This window comes from Microbacterium sp. (genome assembly GCF_036277215.1).
Lineage (GTDB): Bacteria > Actinomycetota > Actinomycetes > Actinomycetales > Microbacteriaceae > Microbacterium.
This window is the reverse complement of the sequence record NZ_DASUNI010000283.1, coordinates 1-16,279: the sequence shown is the minus strand read 5'-3', so window position 1 is coordinate 16,279 and position 16,279 is coordinate 1. Positions and strand designations below refer to the sequence as shown.

The following is a 16,279-nucleotide window of genomic DNA, read 5'->3' as shown; positions in this document are numbered from 1 at the left end:
GCACATCGTCCAGGCCGGACAGCATCTTCTCGGCCCTGGCCACCATCTGGTGCGCGGCCGCCGCCTTCGAGGCCTTCGCACCGAAGCGAGCGGCCTGCAGCTGGAGCTGCGTCGCCTTCTTCTCGACGTTGACGCGTTCCTTCTTGCGACGCTCTTCGTCAGCCACCCGCTGGCGGAGGTAGTTCTTCCAATTCATGTTGTAGATGTCGATGACCTGGCGGTTCGCGTCGAGGTAGAACACGCGGTTCACCGTCTCGCCCACGAGCTCGACGTCGTGGCTGATGACGATCAGACCGCCCTTGTAGTTCTTGAGGAACTCCCGCAGCCACACCACACTGTCGGCGTCGAGGTGGTTGGTCGGCTCATCGAGGATCATCGACTCCGCGTCGGAGAAGAGGATGCGCGCCAGTTCGATACGCCGTCGCTGGCCGCCGGAGAGTGTGCGCAGCGGCTGGTCGAGGATGCGGTCGGGCAGCGAGAGGTTGTGCGCGATGGAGGCCGCTTCCGCTTCGGCGGTATAGCCGCCCAGCGCCTCGAACCGCTCAGTGAGGCTGCTGTAGCGCTTCATGGCCTTGGCCGCGACATCCGGCTGGTCGTCGCCCATCTGCAGGGATGCCTCATGCATCCCGAGCGCCAGCGTGCCCAGTCCCCTCGCGTCGAGGATGCGCGTGCGCGCCAGCATGTCAGGGTCGCCCGTGCGCGGGTCCTGGGGCAGATAGCCGAGCTCGCCGGAGCGGTCCACTCGTCCGTCGGCGGGAATCAGATCGCCGGCGAGCACCTTCGTCAGCGTCGTCTTGCCCGCGCCGTTGCGGCCGACGAGACCGACCTTGTCGCCGTCGCTGACGCGGAACGAGACGTCCGCCATCAGCACGCGGGCGCCCACGCGGATCTCGAGGTCGTGCACGGCGAGCACAGCAGACGTCCGTTTCGTGGAGGGGGCGAGGGGGCGGCCGAACGGCCAGCCTCTCAGTATACGGCGCCACGGAACGACGCCGACCGCGTCCGCGGTACGCGGCGTTTCCTCGTGCCCATCTTGTCATCCAGTTCGCGCACGACGATGCCACCAAGTAATGTAAGGCTTACCTAACACCGCTGACTCCCCCGGAGGAATCCGTGCCTCGCACTCCACTTGCCGTGTCCACAGCCCTGGCCGCCGTCGCGTCCGCTGCGCTCCTACTCGCCGGGTGTGCGAGCGGGGCTGCAGATGCCGGGACAGCCGATTCCGCCGGATCGGGTGCGGGAGACTTCCCGGTGACCGTCGAGCACGCGTTCGGCGAGACCACGATCGAATCCCAGCCCGAGCGCATCGCGACCGTGGCGTGGGCCAACCACGAAGTGCCACTCGCACTCGGCGTGGTACCGGTCGGCATGAGCAAGGCGACCTGGGGCGACGACGACGAAGACGGTGTGCTGCCGTGGGTGGAGGACCAGCTCGAAGAACTGGGCGCCGAGACGCCTGTGCTGTTCGACGAGACCGACGGCATCGACTTCGAGGCGGTTGCCGACACGCAGCCCGACGTCATCCTCGCCGCGTACTCGGGCCTCACTGAGGAGGAGTACGACACGCTCTCGAAGATCGCGCCGGTCGTCGCCTTCCCCGACGTCGCGTGGGGCACATCCTTCGAGGACACGATCCGCCTGAACTCGGCTGCGATCGGGCTGGCCGAGGAGGGAGATCAGCTGATCGAGGACCTGCACGCGGAGGTCGATGCGGCCCTGGCTGCGCACCCGGAACTCACCGACGCGAACACGCTCTTCTCGTACATCGACCCCGCCGACCTGAGCCAGGTCGGCTTCTACACGAGCCACGACACGCGTCCCGGATTCCTCGCCAGCCTCGGCCTGCCGCAGCCCGCCGTGGTCGAGGAGGAGTCGGCGGCGACCGAGGAGTTCTACGTCTCGATCAGCGCCGAGGAGGCGGACCGGTTCGCGGATGTGGACGTTTTCGTCACCTACGGCGACCCGGACGGCTCGATCATCGCCCAGCTGCAGGCCGATCCGCTGCTCTCGCAGATCCCGGCCATCGCGAACGGTCAGATCGCCATCCTCGAGAACTCCACACCGCTGGCAGCATCGGCCAATCCCTCGCCGCTGTCGATCGGATGGGGTGTCGACGAGTACTTCGCGCTGCTCGCCGGCGCACTCGGCTGAGCGCATCGGAGCCTAGGCGCTTGAGCACCACGCAGATCAGGTCACCCCTGCCGGATGCCGCATCCTTGCGGCGTCCGGCAGCGGTGCGTGTGGCGTGGCTCGGCGCGGTCCTGCTCGCACTCGCCCTGCTGTGCGCGGCATCCGTAGCCTTCGGGGTTCGCGAAGTCTCGTTCGGGGAGCTCTTGACTGCGCTGGGCGGCGACGCGGACGGTGTCGGCGAGGCGGCCGTCGTCGCGCGGATCCCCCGCACGGTGCTCGCTCTGCTCGTGGGTGCGGCGCTGGGACTGGCCGGTGCGACCATGCAGGCCGTCACGCGGAATCCGCTCGCGGATCCCGGCATCCTCGGGATCTCCGGGGGGGCAGCCCTGGCCGTCGTGATCGGACTCGCCTTCTTCGGCCTGTCGAACCCCTACGCCCACATGGGCCTGGCCGTTCTCGGTGCCGCCGGAGCCGCCGTCTTCGTCTATTTCGTCGGGTCGCTGGGCCGAGGCGGTGCGACGCCGCTCAAGCTTGCACTCGCGGGGGCCGCGACCGCTGCCGCCTTCACGTCGCTGACGAGTGCGATCCTCCTTCCGCGAGTCGATGTGATGGAGACGTTCCGGTTCTGGCAGATCGGCGGTGTCGGAGGCGCGACCTGGGATCGCATCCTCCTGGTGCTCCCCTTCCTCGTCGGCGGAGCCGTCATCTGCCTCCTGTGCGCCCGCGGCATGAACTCGCTCGCGCTCGGCGACGATCTCGCGGCGGGGCTCGGCGAGAACGTCGCCCGAACCCGCCTGATCGCCGCGGCGGGGTCGGTGATCCTGTGCGGTGCGGCCACAGCCGTCGCCGGTCCGATCGCGTTCGTCGGACTCGTCGTCCCACACATGTGCCGACTGCTGGTCGGCACGGATCACCGCTGGTTGCTGCCCTTCTCCGCGCTCACCGGGGCCGGGCTGCTGGTCGCGGCCGACGTCCTCGGCCGCATCGTTGCGCGACCCGAGGAGATCGAGGTCGGAATCGTCACGGCGTTCATCGGCGCACCCCTGTTCATCTGGATCGTCCGACGGCAGAAGGTACGTGAACTGTGACTCAGCAGAGCGTCCGGACCGCCCGCGTCGCACGCCGCCGCCGTCGCGCGGGCACTTCGGTCGCGCTCGCTGGCGGCATCATTGTGGTGTTCATCCTCACGCTCATGGTGGGCAACACGTTCTACGGCCCCGGTGAGGTGCTCCGTGTGCTCCTGGGCGAGACCGTTCCCGGCGCGTCCTTCACCATCGGCGAGCTCCGCCTCCCGCGAGCAGTGATGGGGCTGCTGGCCGGGTTCGCCTTCGGCGTCGCCGGAGTCACGTTCCAGACGCTGCTGCGCAACCCCCTCGCCTCCCCCGACATCATCGGCATCAGCGCCGGCGCCAGCACCGCAGCAGTGTTCGGCATCATCGTGCTCGCCCTCGACGACACCGCCGTCTCCTTCCTGGCGCTGGCCGGTGCGCTGGTCACAGCGGCGGCGATCTATCTGCTGTCGAACAGGGCCGGATTCGCCGGCACGCGCCTGATCCTCATCGGGATCGGCGTCGCCGCGATGCTCCACAGCGCCATCACCTACATCCTCTCCCGCGCCGCCGCTTGGGATCTCCAGACGGCGATGCAGTGGCTCACGGGCAGTCTCAACGGAGCGACCTGGGATGCCGTCGGCCCGCTCGCCCTTGCGACCCTGGTCCTGGTCCCGCTGCTGCTCGCGCAGGGACGCGGGCTCGGCGTGCTGCAGCTCGGGGACGACGCGGCAGCGAGCCTGGGCGTGCATGTCGGACGCACCAGGGTGATCCTCATCCTGTGCGCCGTTGCTCTGCTGGCCTTTGCCACCGCAGCGTGCGGACCGATCGCGTTCGTGGCGTTCATGGCCGGTCCGATCGCCGCCCGCATCATCGGTCCCGGCGCGTCGCTGCTGCTGCCCGCCGGCCTCGTGGGAGCGCTGCTGGTCCTCGCGGCCGACCTGGTCGGACAGTTCGCATTCGACACGCGCTATCCCGTGGGAGTCATCACCGGCGTCCTCGGCGCGCCGTATCTGGTCTACCTGCTCGTCAGGATCAACCGCTCGGGAGGCTCGTTATGACCGAACCCCACAGCCTGTCAGCCGAGGCTCTCACCCTCGCCTACGGCGATCGCACGATCGTTCCCGGGATGGATCTGCAGATTCCGCCGGGGCGGATCACCGCCGTCGTCGGAGCGAACGGCTGCGGCAAGTCGACGCTGCTGCGCGCGCTCGCGCGCCTCATCTCACCTCGTGCCGGCCAGGTCGTGCTCGACGGCAAGGCCCTCCACGCCCAGCCCTCGAAGGAGATCGCGCGCACGCTCGGGCTGCTGCCGCAGAGCCCGATCGCCCCGGAAGGGATCGTCGTGGCCGATCTGGTCGGCCGCGGACGACACCCGCATCAGAAGCTGCTCTCGCGATTCACCGCTCACGACTACGCCGTCGTGGCGCAGTCGCTCGCGGCGACCGGAGTCGCCGATCTCGCCGACCGCCCCGTCGACGAACTGTCGGGCGGGCAGCGGCAGCGAGTCTGGATCGCGATGGCACTCGCGCAGGAGACCGACATCCTGCTGCTGGACGAGCCCACGACCTTCCTCGATGTCGCGCACCAGGTCGAGGTGCTGGATCTGCTGACCGACCTGAACCGCGAGCGCGGCACGACGATCGTCATGGTTCTGCACGACATGAACATGGCCGCCCGCTATGCGGATCACATCTTCGCAATGCGCGACGGCGAGCTGGTCGCCGGCGGACCCCCGCATGGGGTCATGACCAGTTCGCTGATCCGCGACGTGTTCTCACTGGACGCCGTCGTCATCGCCGACCCGGTCTCCGGCTCCCCCATCGTGCTTCCGCGCGGACGGCACCACGTCCTCCCCGCCACCGAATCACTTCCCACCGATCCGCCGCACACGGCGCCCGCGCCGATCCAGACAGGGATCTCCGATGTCATCCACCGCTAGCCCTCTCCGCTTCTTCCGGGCCCAGGTGACGGCCATCACCGACCTCACCCCGAGCTTCCGCCGCTTCACGTTCGGCGGTCCCGACCTCGCCGACTACGGCGACCCGGGTTTCGATCAGCGTGTGAAGGTCGTGTTCCCTACCAAGACCGTCGGACTGGACGCCATGCCGTCGGGTGACGACTGGTACACCGAGTGGCGCGAGATGGCAGAGGACGAGCGGCCGCCGTTTCGCACGTACACCACGCGCAGCGTCCGCAACGACGTCTGCGAAGTCGACATCGACATGGTGGCCCACGACGTCATCGGACCGGCATCCGCGTGGATCTCGCGAGCGGTTGTCGGCGATGAGGTGCTGATCCTGGCGCCCACCACCGCGCACACGGGTGTCAGCTACGGCATCGACTTCGTACCGCCGGCGAACACGGAGAGCCTGCTCCTCGCAGGAGACGAGACGGCGGCACCGGCGATCGCCGTGATCCTCGAGCAGCTCCCGCGCGAGGCGCGCGGCGTGGTCGTCCTCGAGATGCCGCACCGTGAAGATGTCGAGTACCTGCCTCGCCACCCGGGCTTCGAGTACCGCGTGAGCGCGCGTGGCGACGGCCGCCGGCATGCTCACCTGGTGACTGCGGTTGAGCAGGCCGCGGCGCGTCTCGCCCCCGCGGGCAGGGGCGCCGAGGTCGAGGAGATCGACGTCGACACCGACATCCTCTGGGAGGTGCCCAGAACCGCGAAGGGGGGAGCCGCCCTCAAGAGCGCCACCCTCTATTCGTGGCTGGCCGGGGAGGCGAGCGCAATCAAGTCGATGCGGCGCGACCTCGTCGCCGGGCACGGCGTCGACCGTCGAGCGGTGGCGTTCATGGGATATTGGCGGCTGGGCAAGGCGGAGAACTGACGCTGCCGTACGGACCCTACAGCGGATGGCCGCGGTCATTGGCGCCGAGAGCACAATGGCCGCGCACACCCGCCCCTAGGATGAATCGCGACGCCCCTCGGCCCAGCCCGGGCCACCCCACGCCGAAGGAGAGCCCATGACTCTGTCCGCAGCTCAGCAGCACCGCGTCCTCGCGGACGTCGTCGTCCCCAGCCGTTCCCGAGCTCTCGCGTGGGCCACGGATGCCGCCCTCGTCGTCGCGGGTACGGCACTGGTTGCGGTCGCCGCACAGATCGCCATCCCCTTCTGGCCGGTGCCCCTGACCGCGCAGACCTTCGCGGTGCTGCTGGTCGGGGTCGCGCTCGGTCCGCTCCGCGGAACCGCTGCTCTGGGTCTGTACCTCGTGATCGGCGTCCTGGGCATCCCCGCGTTCGCGGAAGGCAAGTCCGGCAGTCTGTTCGCACTGACGACCGGTGGTTACATCATCGGCTTCATCGCGGCAGCAGCGCTGGTCGGCTGGCTCGCGCGCCGCGCGTGGGACCGGAAGGTCCTCGGCATGTTCGTCACCTACGTCTCCGGCAGCGCCGTGATCTACGCGTTCGGTCTGCCCTGGCTGTACGTGTCCCTCTCCAACCTCGGGCCTGCCGTCTGGCAGGACGCCCTCGGCTACGACACCCTGATCGGCGCGACGCTGGGCGCCGGCATGTTCCCGTTCCTGCTCGGCGACCTGCTGAAGGCCGTGCTGGCCGCCGCGCTGGTGCCGCTGGTCTGGAAGGGCGTGCACGCGCTCGACGCGCGCAAGAAGTAGTCAGCGATCGCGGCCCTGCGGGGCCACCTCGTGCGCGTGCCCGAGCCGAAGGCCGGGTACCAGCGCCAGCAGTGCCAGGACGCCCGCGATGGCGAAGACCGCCACGAAGCCGGCATCCGTCGCCGTGAGCGCGGTGAACACCAGGCCCATCACAGCGATCGCGGCCGCGGCACCGACTGCGTCCGAGATCGACAGCGCCGCCGAGTTGAATCCCTGATTCTGCGGCGTCGAGTACGCGAGGGTCAGCACGGTCAACCGCGGGTACATCAACCCCATGCCCGCCCCCGCGAGCGCCCAGCCGACGATGAGCGCAGCCGTGTGCAGATGGCCCCACGCCACTGCTCCCGCCACTGTGAGGGACGTGAACAGCAGGGCGGTGCCGATCAGGGTGATGCGGGCATTCCCGATGCGGTCGCCCACGCGTCCCTGTACAGCCGACGCGGCCGCCCACGTCAGGGCCGCCGCCGTCAGCGCCACTCCCGCCCACGTCGGGGAGAAGTCGTACTCCGCGATCAGCAGATAGGGCACGTAGATCTCGGCACCGAACAGCGCGCCGGCGATCAGCCCGCGCATGAGCACGACGCTCGGCAGGCCGCGTCCTGAGAGCAGGGTCCCCGGTGGCAGCAGCGGTCGGGCGGCGAAGCCGATGATGAGCACGGATGCCGCGACCACCAGCACCGACCAGGACCCGAGCTCACCGGCCAGACTGAGCGCCAGCGCGCCGATCGCCACCGCCACCGCGCACGCGAGGCGGGGCCCCACCCTGCCCTCCTGCGGCTCGTCCGTGTGCAGTGCGGTGGCGTGAAGTCGCAGCGCGATCAGCGTGAACGCCACGAGCGTCAGCGCCGCGACCCCGAGGAACACCCACCTCCAGTGCAGGTACTCCGTCACCGCGCCCGCCAGAAAGGGGCCGATCAGTGACGGCACCACCCATGCCGCCGAGAAGGCCGCGAACACGCGGCCGTGGACCTGCGCGGGATAGACCCGAGCGACGACCACGTACAGGGCGACGGTCTGCCCGCCGGTGCCGAGACCTTGGATGAGCCGGCCGACGACGAGGATCGGCATCGTCGGGGCGAGCCCGGCGATCACCAGACCGACCAGGAACAGGGCCACGGCCGCGTACAGCGGCGCTTTCGGGCCCGACCTGTCGCTCCACGCGCCGACGGCCACCATCCCGATGACGCTGGTGGCCAGCGTGCCCGCGAACGCGACCGCGTACAGCGTGTCGCCGTCCAGGTCGTCGCTCACGATCGGCATCACGGTCGTGACGGCCAGGGCCTGCACAGCCGCGAGGAAGATCAGGGCGACCGCTCCCACCGTCACCCAGACGTAGCGCGTGCCCCAGATGCTCGGCGCGGGCTCGAGCGGCGCGGTCACGACGAGATGAGCGAGCCGATGCGCGCGACGGCCTCGCGCAGCACGTCCGGCGAGCAGCCGATGTTGATGCGCACGTGCCCGCTCCCCTCCTCACCGAACAGCGGTCCGAGATGCAGGGCCACATCGGCCTCGCGTCGGATCTTGACCGCCGGGTTCTCGCCCCAGCCCAGACCGGTGAGATCCACCCACGCGAGGAATCCGGCTTCGGGGATCCGATAGCGGGCGTCCGGCACGTGCTCCGCGAGAAGCTCGGCGAGGAGGCGGCGGTTCTGGTCCAGCGCGGCGAGCAGCCCGTCGAGCCAGACATCGCTCTCCTCGGAGAATGCCGCAACGCCGGCGATCGCACCGAACAGCCCGGTCCGCCACTCGACCTCGTCGGGCAAGGATCGTACCACCGCTCCGCTCGGCTCCGCCGCGGTGACCATCAGAGCGCATTTCAAGCCGGCGAGGTTGTAGGCCTTGCTCGCGCTTGTGACGGCGAAGCCGATCCGGGCCGCCGCGGGCGAAGCGGTGAGGAACGGCGTGAATGTGTGTGGCGCGTGCACCAGGGGCGCGTGGATCTCATCGCTGATGACGGTCGCGCCGAACCCGGCTGCCAGGTCGGCGAGCGCAGCCAGGGATTCCCGGGAGTGCGCCGTGCCGGTCGGATTGTGCGGATTGCACAGCAGGACCGAGCGTGCTCCTCCCGCGAAGGCCGCCTCGATGCCGAGCAGATCGAGCTCCCAGCCGGTCTCTTTCTCCAGGAGGGGGACGCGTTCGACGACGCCGCCCGCCTCGGGGATGCACTCGTAGAACGGAGGGTAAACGGGTGGGGTCACGATCACGCGGTCCCCGGGTGCGATGACGCGGCGGAGGATCTCGACGACCCCCATCATCACGTCGCATGTGGTGCGGACACGCTCGGGATCGACCGCCCATCCGAAGCGTCGCTGCGCGAAGCCCGCGAACGCGCGCGCGATGCCCGGGTCGGGGGGCGTGTATCCGGTGTCGCCCAGTTCGACGGCACGCATCAGCGCCCGCGTGATGGCGGGCGCCGGTGCGAAGTCGGTTTCCGCGACGAACAGCGGGAGCACCTTCTCCGGATACCGGCGCCATTTTGTGCTGGAACGCTGTCTCAGCTCGTCGAGGGGCAGGGCGGTCAGGGGGGCGGCACTCACCGTTCGAGCCTACGACGGACGACATCCGGCCTCAGCGTGTTGGTCCTTCCGTGTCATCGGAGGGCGGTCTCGACAAACTCGGCCCCGAGGAGACCGTCGCGCCCACCTCGCCGGGCTCACCCCCGGCGGCGGCGCTCACCTCGGGTGCCACCGTCTGACCCTTGCTCCACGGCCGTGCGAGCAGCAGCCACAGCACCAGTGCGACTGCGAGGTAGACGAGGTAGATGCCGATCCAGGTGCCGAGGTCGAGGGCCACGTCCGACCAGGAGAACGGCATCGGCATCAGGACGACGAAGAACGCGAAGAGCCCGACGGCATAGCACCCTGCCCACACCCCTCGATTCCACGCCCAGATCGTCGACCCGGGCAGGCCTCGCACAGGGAACAGAGCGATGGGCAGAGCCGCCATCCCGCCGATCGCGACCGAGGAGAGCGTCTCCACAGTGAACGTGGACCAGAACGACCCTCCCGAAGCCGCGCCGCCGCCCATCATGCCGTACAGGACCCACGCGATCAGCGCGACGCCGAAGGCATAGCCCAGGGTGACCAGAGTTGCTCGGGCCTCCTGCGCGCGCCCGACCAACGCGCCGAACGCGACGCCTGCGACGAGACCGAAGACGATGCCTGGCTCGAATCCGGTGATGCGCGTGAACACCACCGCGAGGACGACGATCAGCAGCGTCAGCGGCTGGAAGGCGAACGAATGCACCGCACCCGGGGCGAAGCGCCGCATCAGGAAGATCACGATGACCCAGCCCAGCACCACGTCGATGCCGAACGACGCCAGGATGGACAGGACCATCCGTGCGCTGCCGGGGTTCAGCCCGAACTGCGGGTCGACGAACGCCGAGATGACGGCCGCCGCGAGGACGCCCACCGCCGCCCACCACCATGTCTGAGACCAACGCCCGACGGGCGGGTGCTCGGACGCGTCGATGCCCGGTGCGTCCTCCGCGGCGGCGGCGGCGCCGCGAGGCGACCGCGGGCCCGGCCGTGCACGCCACCAGTCGGCGAGGCGACCGGAGCCGTGCTCGGCCGCCGAGTTCAGCAGGGCCGTCGGAAAGGCGACCAGCAGCACCAGAATGATCGTCAGGGCCGCCGCGAAACCCAGCTGCACCGGGGCTGTGCCCGCTGTCGCGGGTGTCGCAAGAGTACTCAGAACGCTGGGCGCGGCCGGGGATCCCGTTGCCAGGAACGATCCGCCCGTGGACTGCGCGCAGCCTTCCTCGCGGAAGACGCACTCGTCGGCCGAGACGAGGGTTCCGCTCCATGCGACTTCTCGTGCGTGGCCGTACGCTTCGCTTCCGTCGTCGCAGGCGAGCCACTCGATCGGTTCCTGCGAAAGCTCGGCGGTGAAGCCGGCGGCTGTCGCGTCCAGGCTGACCGTGCGCGCCCCCCGGCCCCCGGCGCAGGGCGAGCCGGTGCTTCCGGAGGATCCGGATCCCGATATGGTCGCGCCGGCGGTGAGGTCGATGCCCCCGAGGAATTGCCGTCCCGGCTCGGAGGCGATGGCGCAGGTGGTGCCGACGCAGGCGATCCGCAGCTCGCCGCTGGTCGACTCGGTCTCGCCCGCGCCGTTCGGTCCGGTGCTGACATCCGTGACCTCCACCGCGAAGACCGCGGTTCCCGGCCCTGCCTCCGTGTCGGATGATGCCCACGCCGCGGCGGGCGCGAGCAGCAACCCCGCGATGACGGTGCCGGCGGCCAGCGCCGCGCGCCCGATCACGGCGGACATCAGCCGTCCCTCCTCGTGAGCACCAGATCCGAAGCTCCCGACCACTCGACCTCGAGTGCCTCGCATCCCGGGAACTCCGGCGATACGTGCTCGACGATCTTCAGCGAAGCCTCAGCTGTCCCAGTGAGTTCGGTCACGACGAAAACCCCGTCCCTGATCTCGGCCTTCGACGGTGTGACGCTCCATCGAATCGAGTTCGCCTGATGCCCTGTCTCGGTGCTGAACCCGTCTTCGTAGGTCCAAAGGCAGATCGAGCCCTCGACGTCCCGGCCCCACGTGAAGGTCTCCGCGCTCGTCACAAGTGGCACGTTCTCGTCGTTGACCGCGCCCGTGTCCGTGTCGACGAACTGCGTGTCGACGCTCGTGGCACACCCGGAGGCCGGAAGGCAGTCTCGATTGAATGTGTAGACGAGACTTCGGGTCTCCCCCGGCTGGATCAGGACCAGCTCCGAACACCGCGCTCCGGAGCAGGACCGCTCCCGCCCGGTGCGCAGGACGTCGAACGTCCCCTCCAGCACCCCGCGCGACGGCTCCGCATCGGCGAACAGGTCGGCGACCGGGGCCAGCCCGCCGGCCTCGTCCAGCGCGGCGTTCGCCTCCGCCCACGGGTCGACCATCAGCGCCTCCCACGAGACCGGCATCTCGCCGACGACCTCGGTCTCGATCAGTCCTCGCCGGAAGGTCGTCTTCGACCCGTCGGCGCCACCGCCGCCCGTCCCGGCGATCCTGCAGGCTTCGGCCCTGCAGTCCACGACGAACAGCTCGCCGCGATCCGAGACGGGGCTCGCACCGTCCACCGCGAGCACGTACGGCGCGGCATCCTCCTCGGCATCTCGGGCCGCGGACACCCGGTTCCAGCTCACACCGCCGCTTTGCAGGCCGCGCGCGCCCAGCCGATCGCCCGGCGCGCCGACGGTGAACGATGTGTCCGGACCCAGTCGGGTGACTGCACCGTCCGACCAGGTCAGCTCGACCAGGGCGTCCTGCCCCGACACCGTGACGACGTCGCCCGCAGCGAGGGTTTCGCCGTCGGCGCCGTCCCCCGTCCCGTCCGCGGTCTCGACGGCCGCCTCGCCGGAATGGATGGCCAGAGTCGCCTCGATGGGCGGCGAGCCGTCGGTTCCACCCGGAGGCGCATTACATCCGGTCAGGCCGGCAACCGCGAAAACGACACACCAAACACCGCCCGCACGTGCGCGCATGATCCACTTCCCCCAAAGTGCGATCGCGCCGATGCGACCGATGGCCGTGAGCCTAGTGAGGCGTTGAGGCGGCTACAAGAGGGACTTCAGCGGGCGTCGGCGGGTCAGATCGCGAAGCCGAGCGCGCGCATCATGTCGCGCCCGTCGTCTGTGATCCGCTCCGGTCCCCACGGCGGCATCCAGACCCAGTTGATCCGGAACCGCTCCACCACGTCGTCCAGTGCCTGAGCAGTCTGCTCCTCGAGCACGTCCGTGAGCGGGCAGCCGGCGCTGGTCAGCGTCATGTGGATGACCAGCGCGTCGTTCTCGTCGTCCCAGCCGAGATCGTAGATCAGGCCCAGGTCCACGACGTTGATCCCCAGTTCGGGGTCCATGACGTCCTTGAGGGCTTCTTGGACCTCGTCGTACTTGTCGGGTGCCAGCGTCGCGGTCATACCAGGATTCTACGCTTCGCCCTCGGCGGCGGCTTCGAGAAGCGGCGCCATGAACCGGTCGTAGCCTTCGTCCTCGAGTCGCTCGGCGAGCTCAGGTCCACCCTCTTCGACGATCCGTCCCGCGATCATGACGTGCACGAAGTCGGGATGGATGTATCGCAGGATGCGGGTGTAGTGCGTGATCAGCAGAACGCCCAGATCGGTGTTCTCCTTGGCGCGGTTGACACCCTCGGACACCACCTTCAGCGCATCGACGTCCAGACCGGAGTCGGTCTCGTCGAGCACGGCGATCTGCGGCCGCAGAAGCTCGAGCTGCAGGATCTCGTGACGCTTCTTCTCGCCGCCCGAGAACCCCTCGTTGACGTTGCGCTGCGCGAACTTCGGGTCCATGCGCAGGTTCTTCATGGACTGCTTGACGTCCTTGGTCCACGTGCGGATCGCCGGTGCTTCGCCGTCGATCGCGGTCTTGGCGGTCCGCAGGAAGTTGGTGACGGTCACGCCGGGGATCTCGACCGGGTACTGCATTGCCAGGAACAGCCCGGCGCGGGCCCGCTCGTCGACCGTCATCGCGAGCACGTCGTCGCCGTCGAGCGTGATGGTGCCGCTGGTGACCTGATACTTCGGGTGTCCGGCGATCGTGTACGCGAGGGTGGACTTACCGGAGCAGTTCGGCCCGATGATGGCGTGCGTCTCACCCTTTCGGATGGTGAGGGTCACTCCGTTGAGGATCGGTGTGGTGCCGGCATCCGTCTCGACCGTCACATGGAGGTCGCGGATCTCGAGGACTGACATTGAGGTTTCCTTCTTCGAAGTCGGTGCTGCGGTCACGGTGTCTTCAGAACGGCGGGATCGATGAGCACATCGTCCCCCTCGATCGTGACGGCGTAGACGGGTACGGGTTCGTAGGCGGGGAGATTCAGGGGTCGCCCGGTCTGGAGCGAGAAGGCGGAGCCGTGCGCCCAGCATTCGATCGTGTCGCCGTCGACGAAGCCCTCCGCGAGCGAGATGTCGCCGTGCGTGCAGACATCGCCGATCGCGTGCACGTCATCGTTCGAGTCGCGGACGACGGCGATGGGCACGCCTTCCACCTCGACGCGGATGGCGGAGTCCTGCTCCAGCTCGCTCAGAGCACAGACACGGGTTGCGGTCACTGCGCCGCTCCTTCCTGAAGTTCGGCTTCGATGGCCGCGTGCAGCTCCGTCTCCAGAGCGGGGATGCCGATGCGTTGGACGATGTCGCTCAGGAAGCCGATGACCACCAGGCGGCGGGCCTCGTCCTCGCTGATGCCGCGCGACTGCAGATAGAACAGCTGCTCGTCGTCGAAGCGTCCAGTCGCGCTCGCATGCCCGGCACCGCGGATGTCGCCGGTCTCGATCTCCAGGTTGGGGATGGACTCGGCGCGTGCGCCGTCGGTGAGGACGAGATTCCGGTTGGCCTCGTACGAGTCGGTGCCGACGGCCTCGGGGCCGATCAGCACGTCTCCGATCCAGACGCTGCGGGCGCCGGCGCCCTGAAGGGCGCCCTTGTAGAGCACGTCGCCGCGGGTGTCGCGGCCCTTGTGGAACAGGTACACCTGGCTCTCCAGGTGCTGCCCCGAATCGGAGTACGACATGCCGTACAGCTGCGCGTGCGAGCCGGCACCGGCGAGCTCGACGCTGGGGTTCACACGTACGACGCCTCCGCCGAAGCTGACGACGATGTGCCGCAGGGTCGCGTCGCGATCCACGCGCGCCTGATGGGATGCCGCGTGCACCGAGTCATCGGCCCACTGCTGCACGGTGATGACGGTGAGGTGCGCGCCTTCCCGCACGAGGATCTCGACATTCTGGGCGAGCTGCACCGACCCCGCGTGCCGCAGCACGACGGTCCCGTGAGAGTTGGGCATCGCCTCGAGCACGAGGTGCGCGTGGGCCAGCCCGCCGTGACCCTGCACATCGACGTAGACGGGCTCGTCGAGCTCGACACCGGCCGGGATACGCAGCAGGTGGGCAGCGGGCTCGCGGCGCCAGGCGATCGCGGCGGGCAGGTCTTCCGGGGTGAAGATTTCTCCGCGGGGCGCGGTGCCCACCGAAAGGGACGCCGTCTGGACGGCATCGGGTGCGGACACGGCGACGGTCACGACATCCGCGCCGCCCTCGACGTCGGAGAAGAGCGGGGCCAGCCGGTCGACCGGGGAGTGCTTCCAGTTCACCTCGCGTCCGTTCGGCCGTTCGAAATCGGCCGGATCATACGAGCGCGGACGCTCCGAACGGGTCTGGATCGGCGCCCAGGCCCCGTCCGTGTGCGCTGTCGAGCCGGGCACCGACGAGGGTGCCTGCGTCGTGGTCGTCATCTAGCCGACCGATCCTTCCATGCCCATCTCGATGAGCTTGTTCAGCTCCATGGCGTACTCCATCGGAAGCTCGCGCGCGATCGGCTCGATGAAGCCGCGCACGATCATCGCCATCGCCTCGTCCTCCGGCATCCCGCGGCTCATCAGGTAGAACAGCTGCTCTTCGCTGACCTTCGAGACGGTGGCCTCGTGTCCGAGCTGGACGTCGTCGACGCGGATGTCGATCGACGGATATGTGTCGGAGCGCGAGATGGTGTCCACCAGGAGCGCGTCGCAACGCACCGTGTTGGCCGAGTGGTGCGCGTTGGCGTCGACGCGGACCTCGCCGCGATAGCCGGCGCGACCGCCGCCGCGGGCGATCGATTTCGAGACGATCGAGGACTGCGTGTAGGGCGCCATGTGGATCATCTTCGCGCCGGCGTCCTGGTGCTGCCCGGGACCGGCGAAGGCAACCGAGAGCGTCTCGCCCTTCGCGTGCTCGCCGACCAGGAAGATCGACGGGTACTTCATGGTCACCTTCGAGCCGATGTTGCCGTCGATCCACTCCATGGTCGCGCCTTCGTGCGCGATCGCACGCTTGGTGACCAGGTTGTAGACGTTGTTCGACCAGTTCTGGATCGTCGTGTAGCGCACGCGGGCGTTCTTCTTCACGATGATCTCGACGACGGCCGAGTGCAGCGAATCGCTCTTGTAGATCGGGGCGGTGCAGCCCTCGATGTAGTGCACGTACGAGCCCTCGTCGGCGATGATGAGCGTCCGCTCGAACTGGCCCATGTTCTCGGTGTTGATGCGGAAGTACGCCTGCAACGGGATCTCGACGTGTACACCGGGCGGCACGTAGACGAACGATCCGCCCGACCACACCGAGGTGTTCAATGCGGCGAACTTGTTGTCGCCGGCGGGGATCACGGTGCCGAAGTACTCCTCGAAGAACTCGGGGTGCTCGCGCAGCGCCGTGTCGGTGTCCATGAAGATGACACCCTGGGCCTCGAGCTGCTCGTTGATCTGGTGGTAGACGACTTCCGACTCGTACTGCGCGGCCACGCCCGCCACGAGGCGCTGGCGCTCGGCCTCAGGGATGCCGAGCCGCTCGTACGTGTTGCGGATCTCCTCGGGGAGCTCCTCCCACGATCCGGCCTGCTTCTCGGTGGAGCGCACGAAGTACTTGATGTTGTCGAAGTCGATCTCGCTGAGATCGGCGCCCCAGGTCGGCATGGGCTTGCGCTCGAACAGCTGGAG

16 protein-coding genes are annotated in these 16,279 nt (G+C 68.8%); 6 read left to right on the top strand and 10 right to left on the bottom strand.

Translation table 11 applies throughout. The features are described 5' to 3' along the window. On the bottom strand, positions 1-913 hold a 913-nt coding region (locus VFX99_RS13930; protein WP_329666892.1), incomplete at its 3' end, for an ATP-binding cassette domain-containing protein. 221 nt (positions 914-1,134) lie between these two features. Here VFX99_RS13930 and VFX99_RS13925 point away from each other — a divergent pair. The 6 genes from VFX99_RS13925 to VFX99_RS13900 all read left to right on the top strand — a co-directional run bounded on the left by VFX99_RS13925 (position 1,135) and on the right by VFX99_RS13900 (position 6,800). Next, positions 1,135-2,151, top strand: coding sequence for an iron-siderophore ABC transporter substrate-binding protein (locus VFX99_RS13925; RefSeq protein ID WP_329666891.1), 1,017 nt, complete (start codon positions 1,135-1,137; stop codon positions 2,149-2,151). Positions 2,152-2,171: 20 nt separating this feature from the next. Beyond that, positions 2,172-3,218: an iron ABC transporter permease gene (locus tag VFX99_RS13920; RefSeq protein ID WP_329666890.1), complete on the top strand. Its 1,047-nt coding sequence runs from the start codon at positions 2,172-2,174 to the stop codon at positions 3,216-3,218. Next, positions 3,215-4,240, top strand: a complete 1,026-nt coding sequence (locus VFX99_RS13915; RefSeq protein ID WP_329666889.1) for a FecCD family ABC transporter permease — start codon at positions 3,215-3,217, stop codon at positions 4,238-4,240. Before VFX99_RS13920 ends, VFX99_RS13915 begins: the two co-directional genes overlap by 4 nt. Then, a complete protein-coding gene (locus VFX99_RS13910; RefSeq protein ID WP_329666888.1) occupies positions 4,237-5,121 on the top strand; it encodes an ABC transporter ATP-binding protein in 885 nt (294 codons plus the stop codon). The genes VFX99_RS13915 and VFX99_RS13910 overlap by 4 nt, the downstream gene beginning before the upstream one ends. Beyond that, positions 5,105-6,013, top strand: coding sequence for a siderophore-interacting protein (locus VFX99_RS13905; protein WP_329666887.1), 909 nt, complete (start codon positions 5,105-5,107; stop codon positions 6,011-6,013). The genes VFX99_RS13910 and VFX99_RS13905 overlap by 17 nt, the downstream gene beginning before the upstream one ends. Positions 6,014-6,149: 136 nt before the next feature. Beyond that, positions 6,150-6,800 (top strand): biotin transporter BioY, encoded by a 651-nt coding sequence (locus VFX99_RS13900; protein WP_329666886.1) that lies wholly within the window; start codon positions 6,150-6,152, stop codon positions 6,798-6,800. On the opposite strand, the gene VFX99_RS13895 is transcribed toward VFX99_RS13900, so the two are convergent. From VFX99_RS13895 to sufB, 9 genes are all read right to left on the bottom strand, one after another. Then, complete coding sequence (locus VFX99_RS13895; RefSeq protein WP_329666885.1) at positions 6,801-8,180, bottom strand: MFS transporter; 1,380 nt, start codon at positions 8,178-8,180, stop codon at positions 6,801-6,803. Beyond that, positions 8,177-9,337 (bottom strand): MalY/PatB family protein, encoded by a 1,161-nt coding sequence (locus VFX99_RS13890; protein WP_329666884.1) that lies wholly within the window; start codon positions 9,335-9,337, stop codon positions 8,177-8,179. Before VFX99_RS13890 ends, VFX99_RS13895 begins: the two co-directional genes overlap by 4 nt. Before the next feature lie 31 nt (positions 9,338-9,368). Continuing rightward, positions 9,369-11,072 carry a hypothetical protein gene (locus VFX99_RS13885; RefSeq protein WP_329666883.1) on the bottom strand — a complete coding sequence of 568 codons (1,704 nt, stop codon included), beginning with the start codon at positions 11,070-11,072 and terminating at the stop codon, positions 9,369-9,371. After that, the gene (locus tag VFX99_RS13880; RefSeq protein ID WP_329666882.1) at positions 11,072-12,274 is read right to left on the bottom strand and encodes a hypothetical protein; all 1,203 of its coding nucleotides are present in this window, start codon (positions 12,272-12,274) and stop codon (positions 11,072-11,074) included. The genes VFX99_RS13885 and VFX99_RS13880 overlap by 1 nt, the downstream gene beginning before the upstream one ends. 104 nt (positions 12,275-12,378) lie before the next feature. Beyond that, on the bottom strand, positions 12,379-12,708 hold the full coding sequence (locus tag VFX99_RS13875; protein WP_257502507.1) for a metal-sulfur cluster assembly factor: 330 nt from the start codon (positions 12,706-12,708) through the stop codon (positions 12,379-12,381). 9 nt (positions 12,709-12,717) lie between these two features. After that, positions 12,718-13,500, bottom strand: coding sequence for a Fe-S cluster assembly ATPase SufC (gene sufC, locus VFX99_RS13870; RefSeq protein ID WP_329666881.1), 783 nt, complete (start codon positions 13,498-13,500; stop codon positions 12,718-12,720). Positions 13,501-13,532: 32 nt separating this feature from the next. Further along, a complete protein-coding gene (locus tag VFX99_RS13865; RefSeq protein ID WP_329666880.1) occupies positions 13,533-13,859 on the bottom strand; it encodes a non-heme iron oxygenase ferredoxin subunit in 327 nt (108 codons plus the stop codon). Beyond that, positions 13,856-15,040 carry a Fe-S cluster assembly protein SufD gene (sufD, locus tag VFX99_RS13860; RefSeq protein ID WP_329666879.1) on the bottom strand — a complete coding sequence of 395 codons (1,185 nt, stop codon included), beginning with the start codon at positions 15,038-15,040 and terminating at the stop codon, positions 13,856-13,858. Before sufD ends, VFX99_RS13865 begins: the two co-directional genes overlap by 4 nt. Beyond that, positions 15,041-16,279, bottom strand: a 1,239-nt coding sequence (gene sufB, locus VFX99_RS13855) for a Fe-S cluster assembly protein SufB (protein WP_329666878.1), incomplete at its 5' end; no start/stop codon positions are given.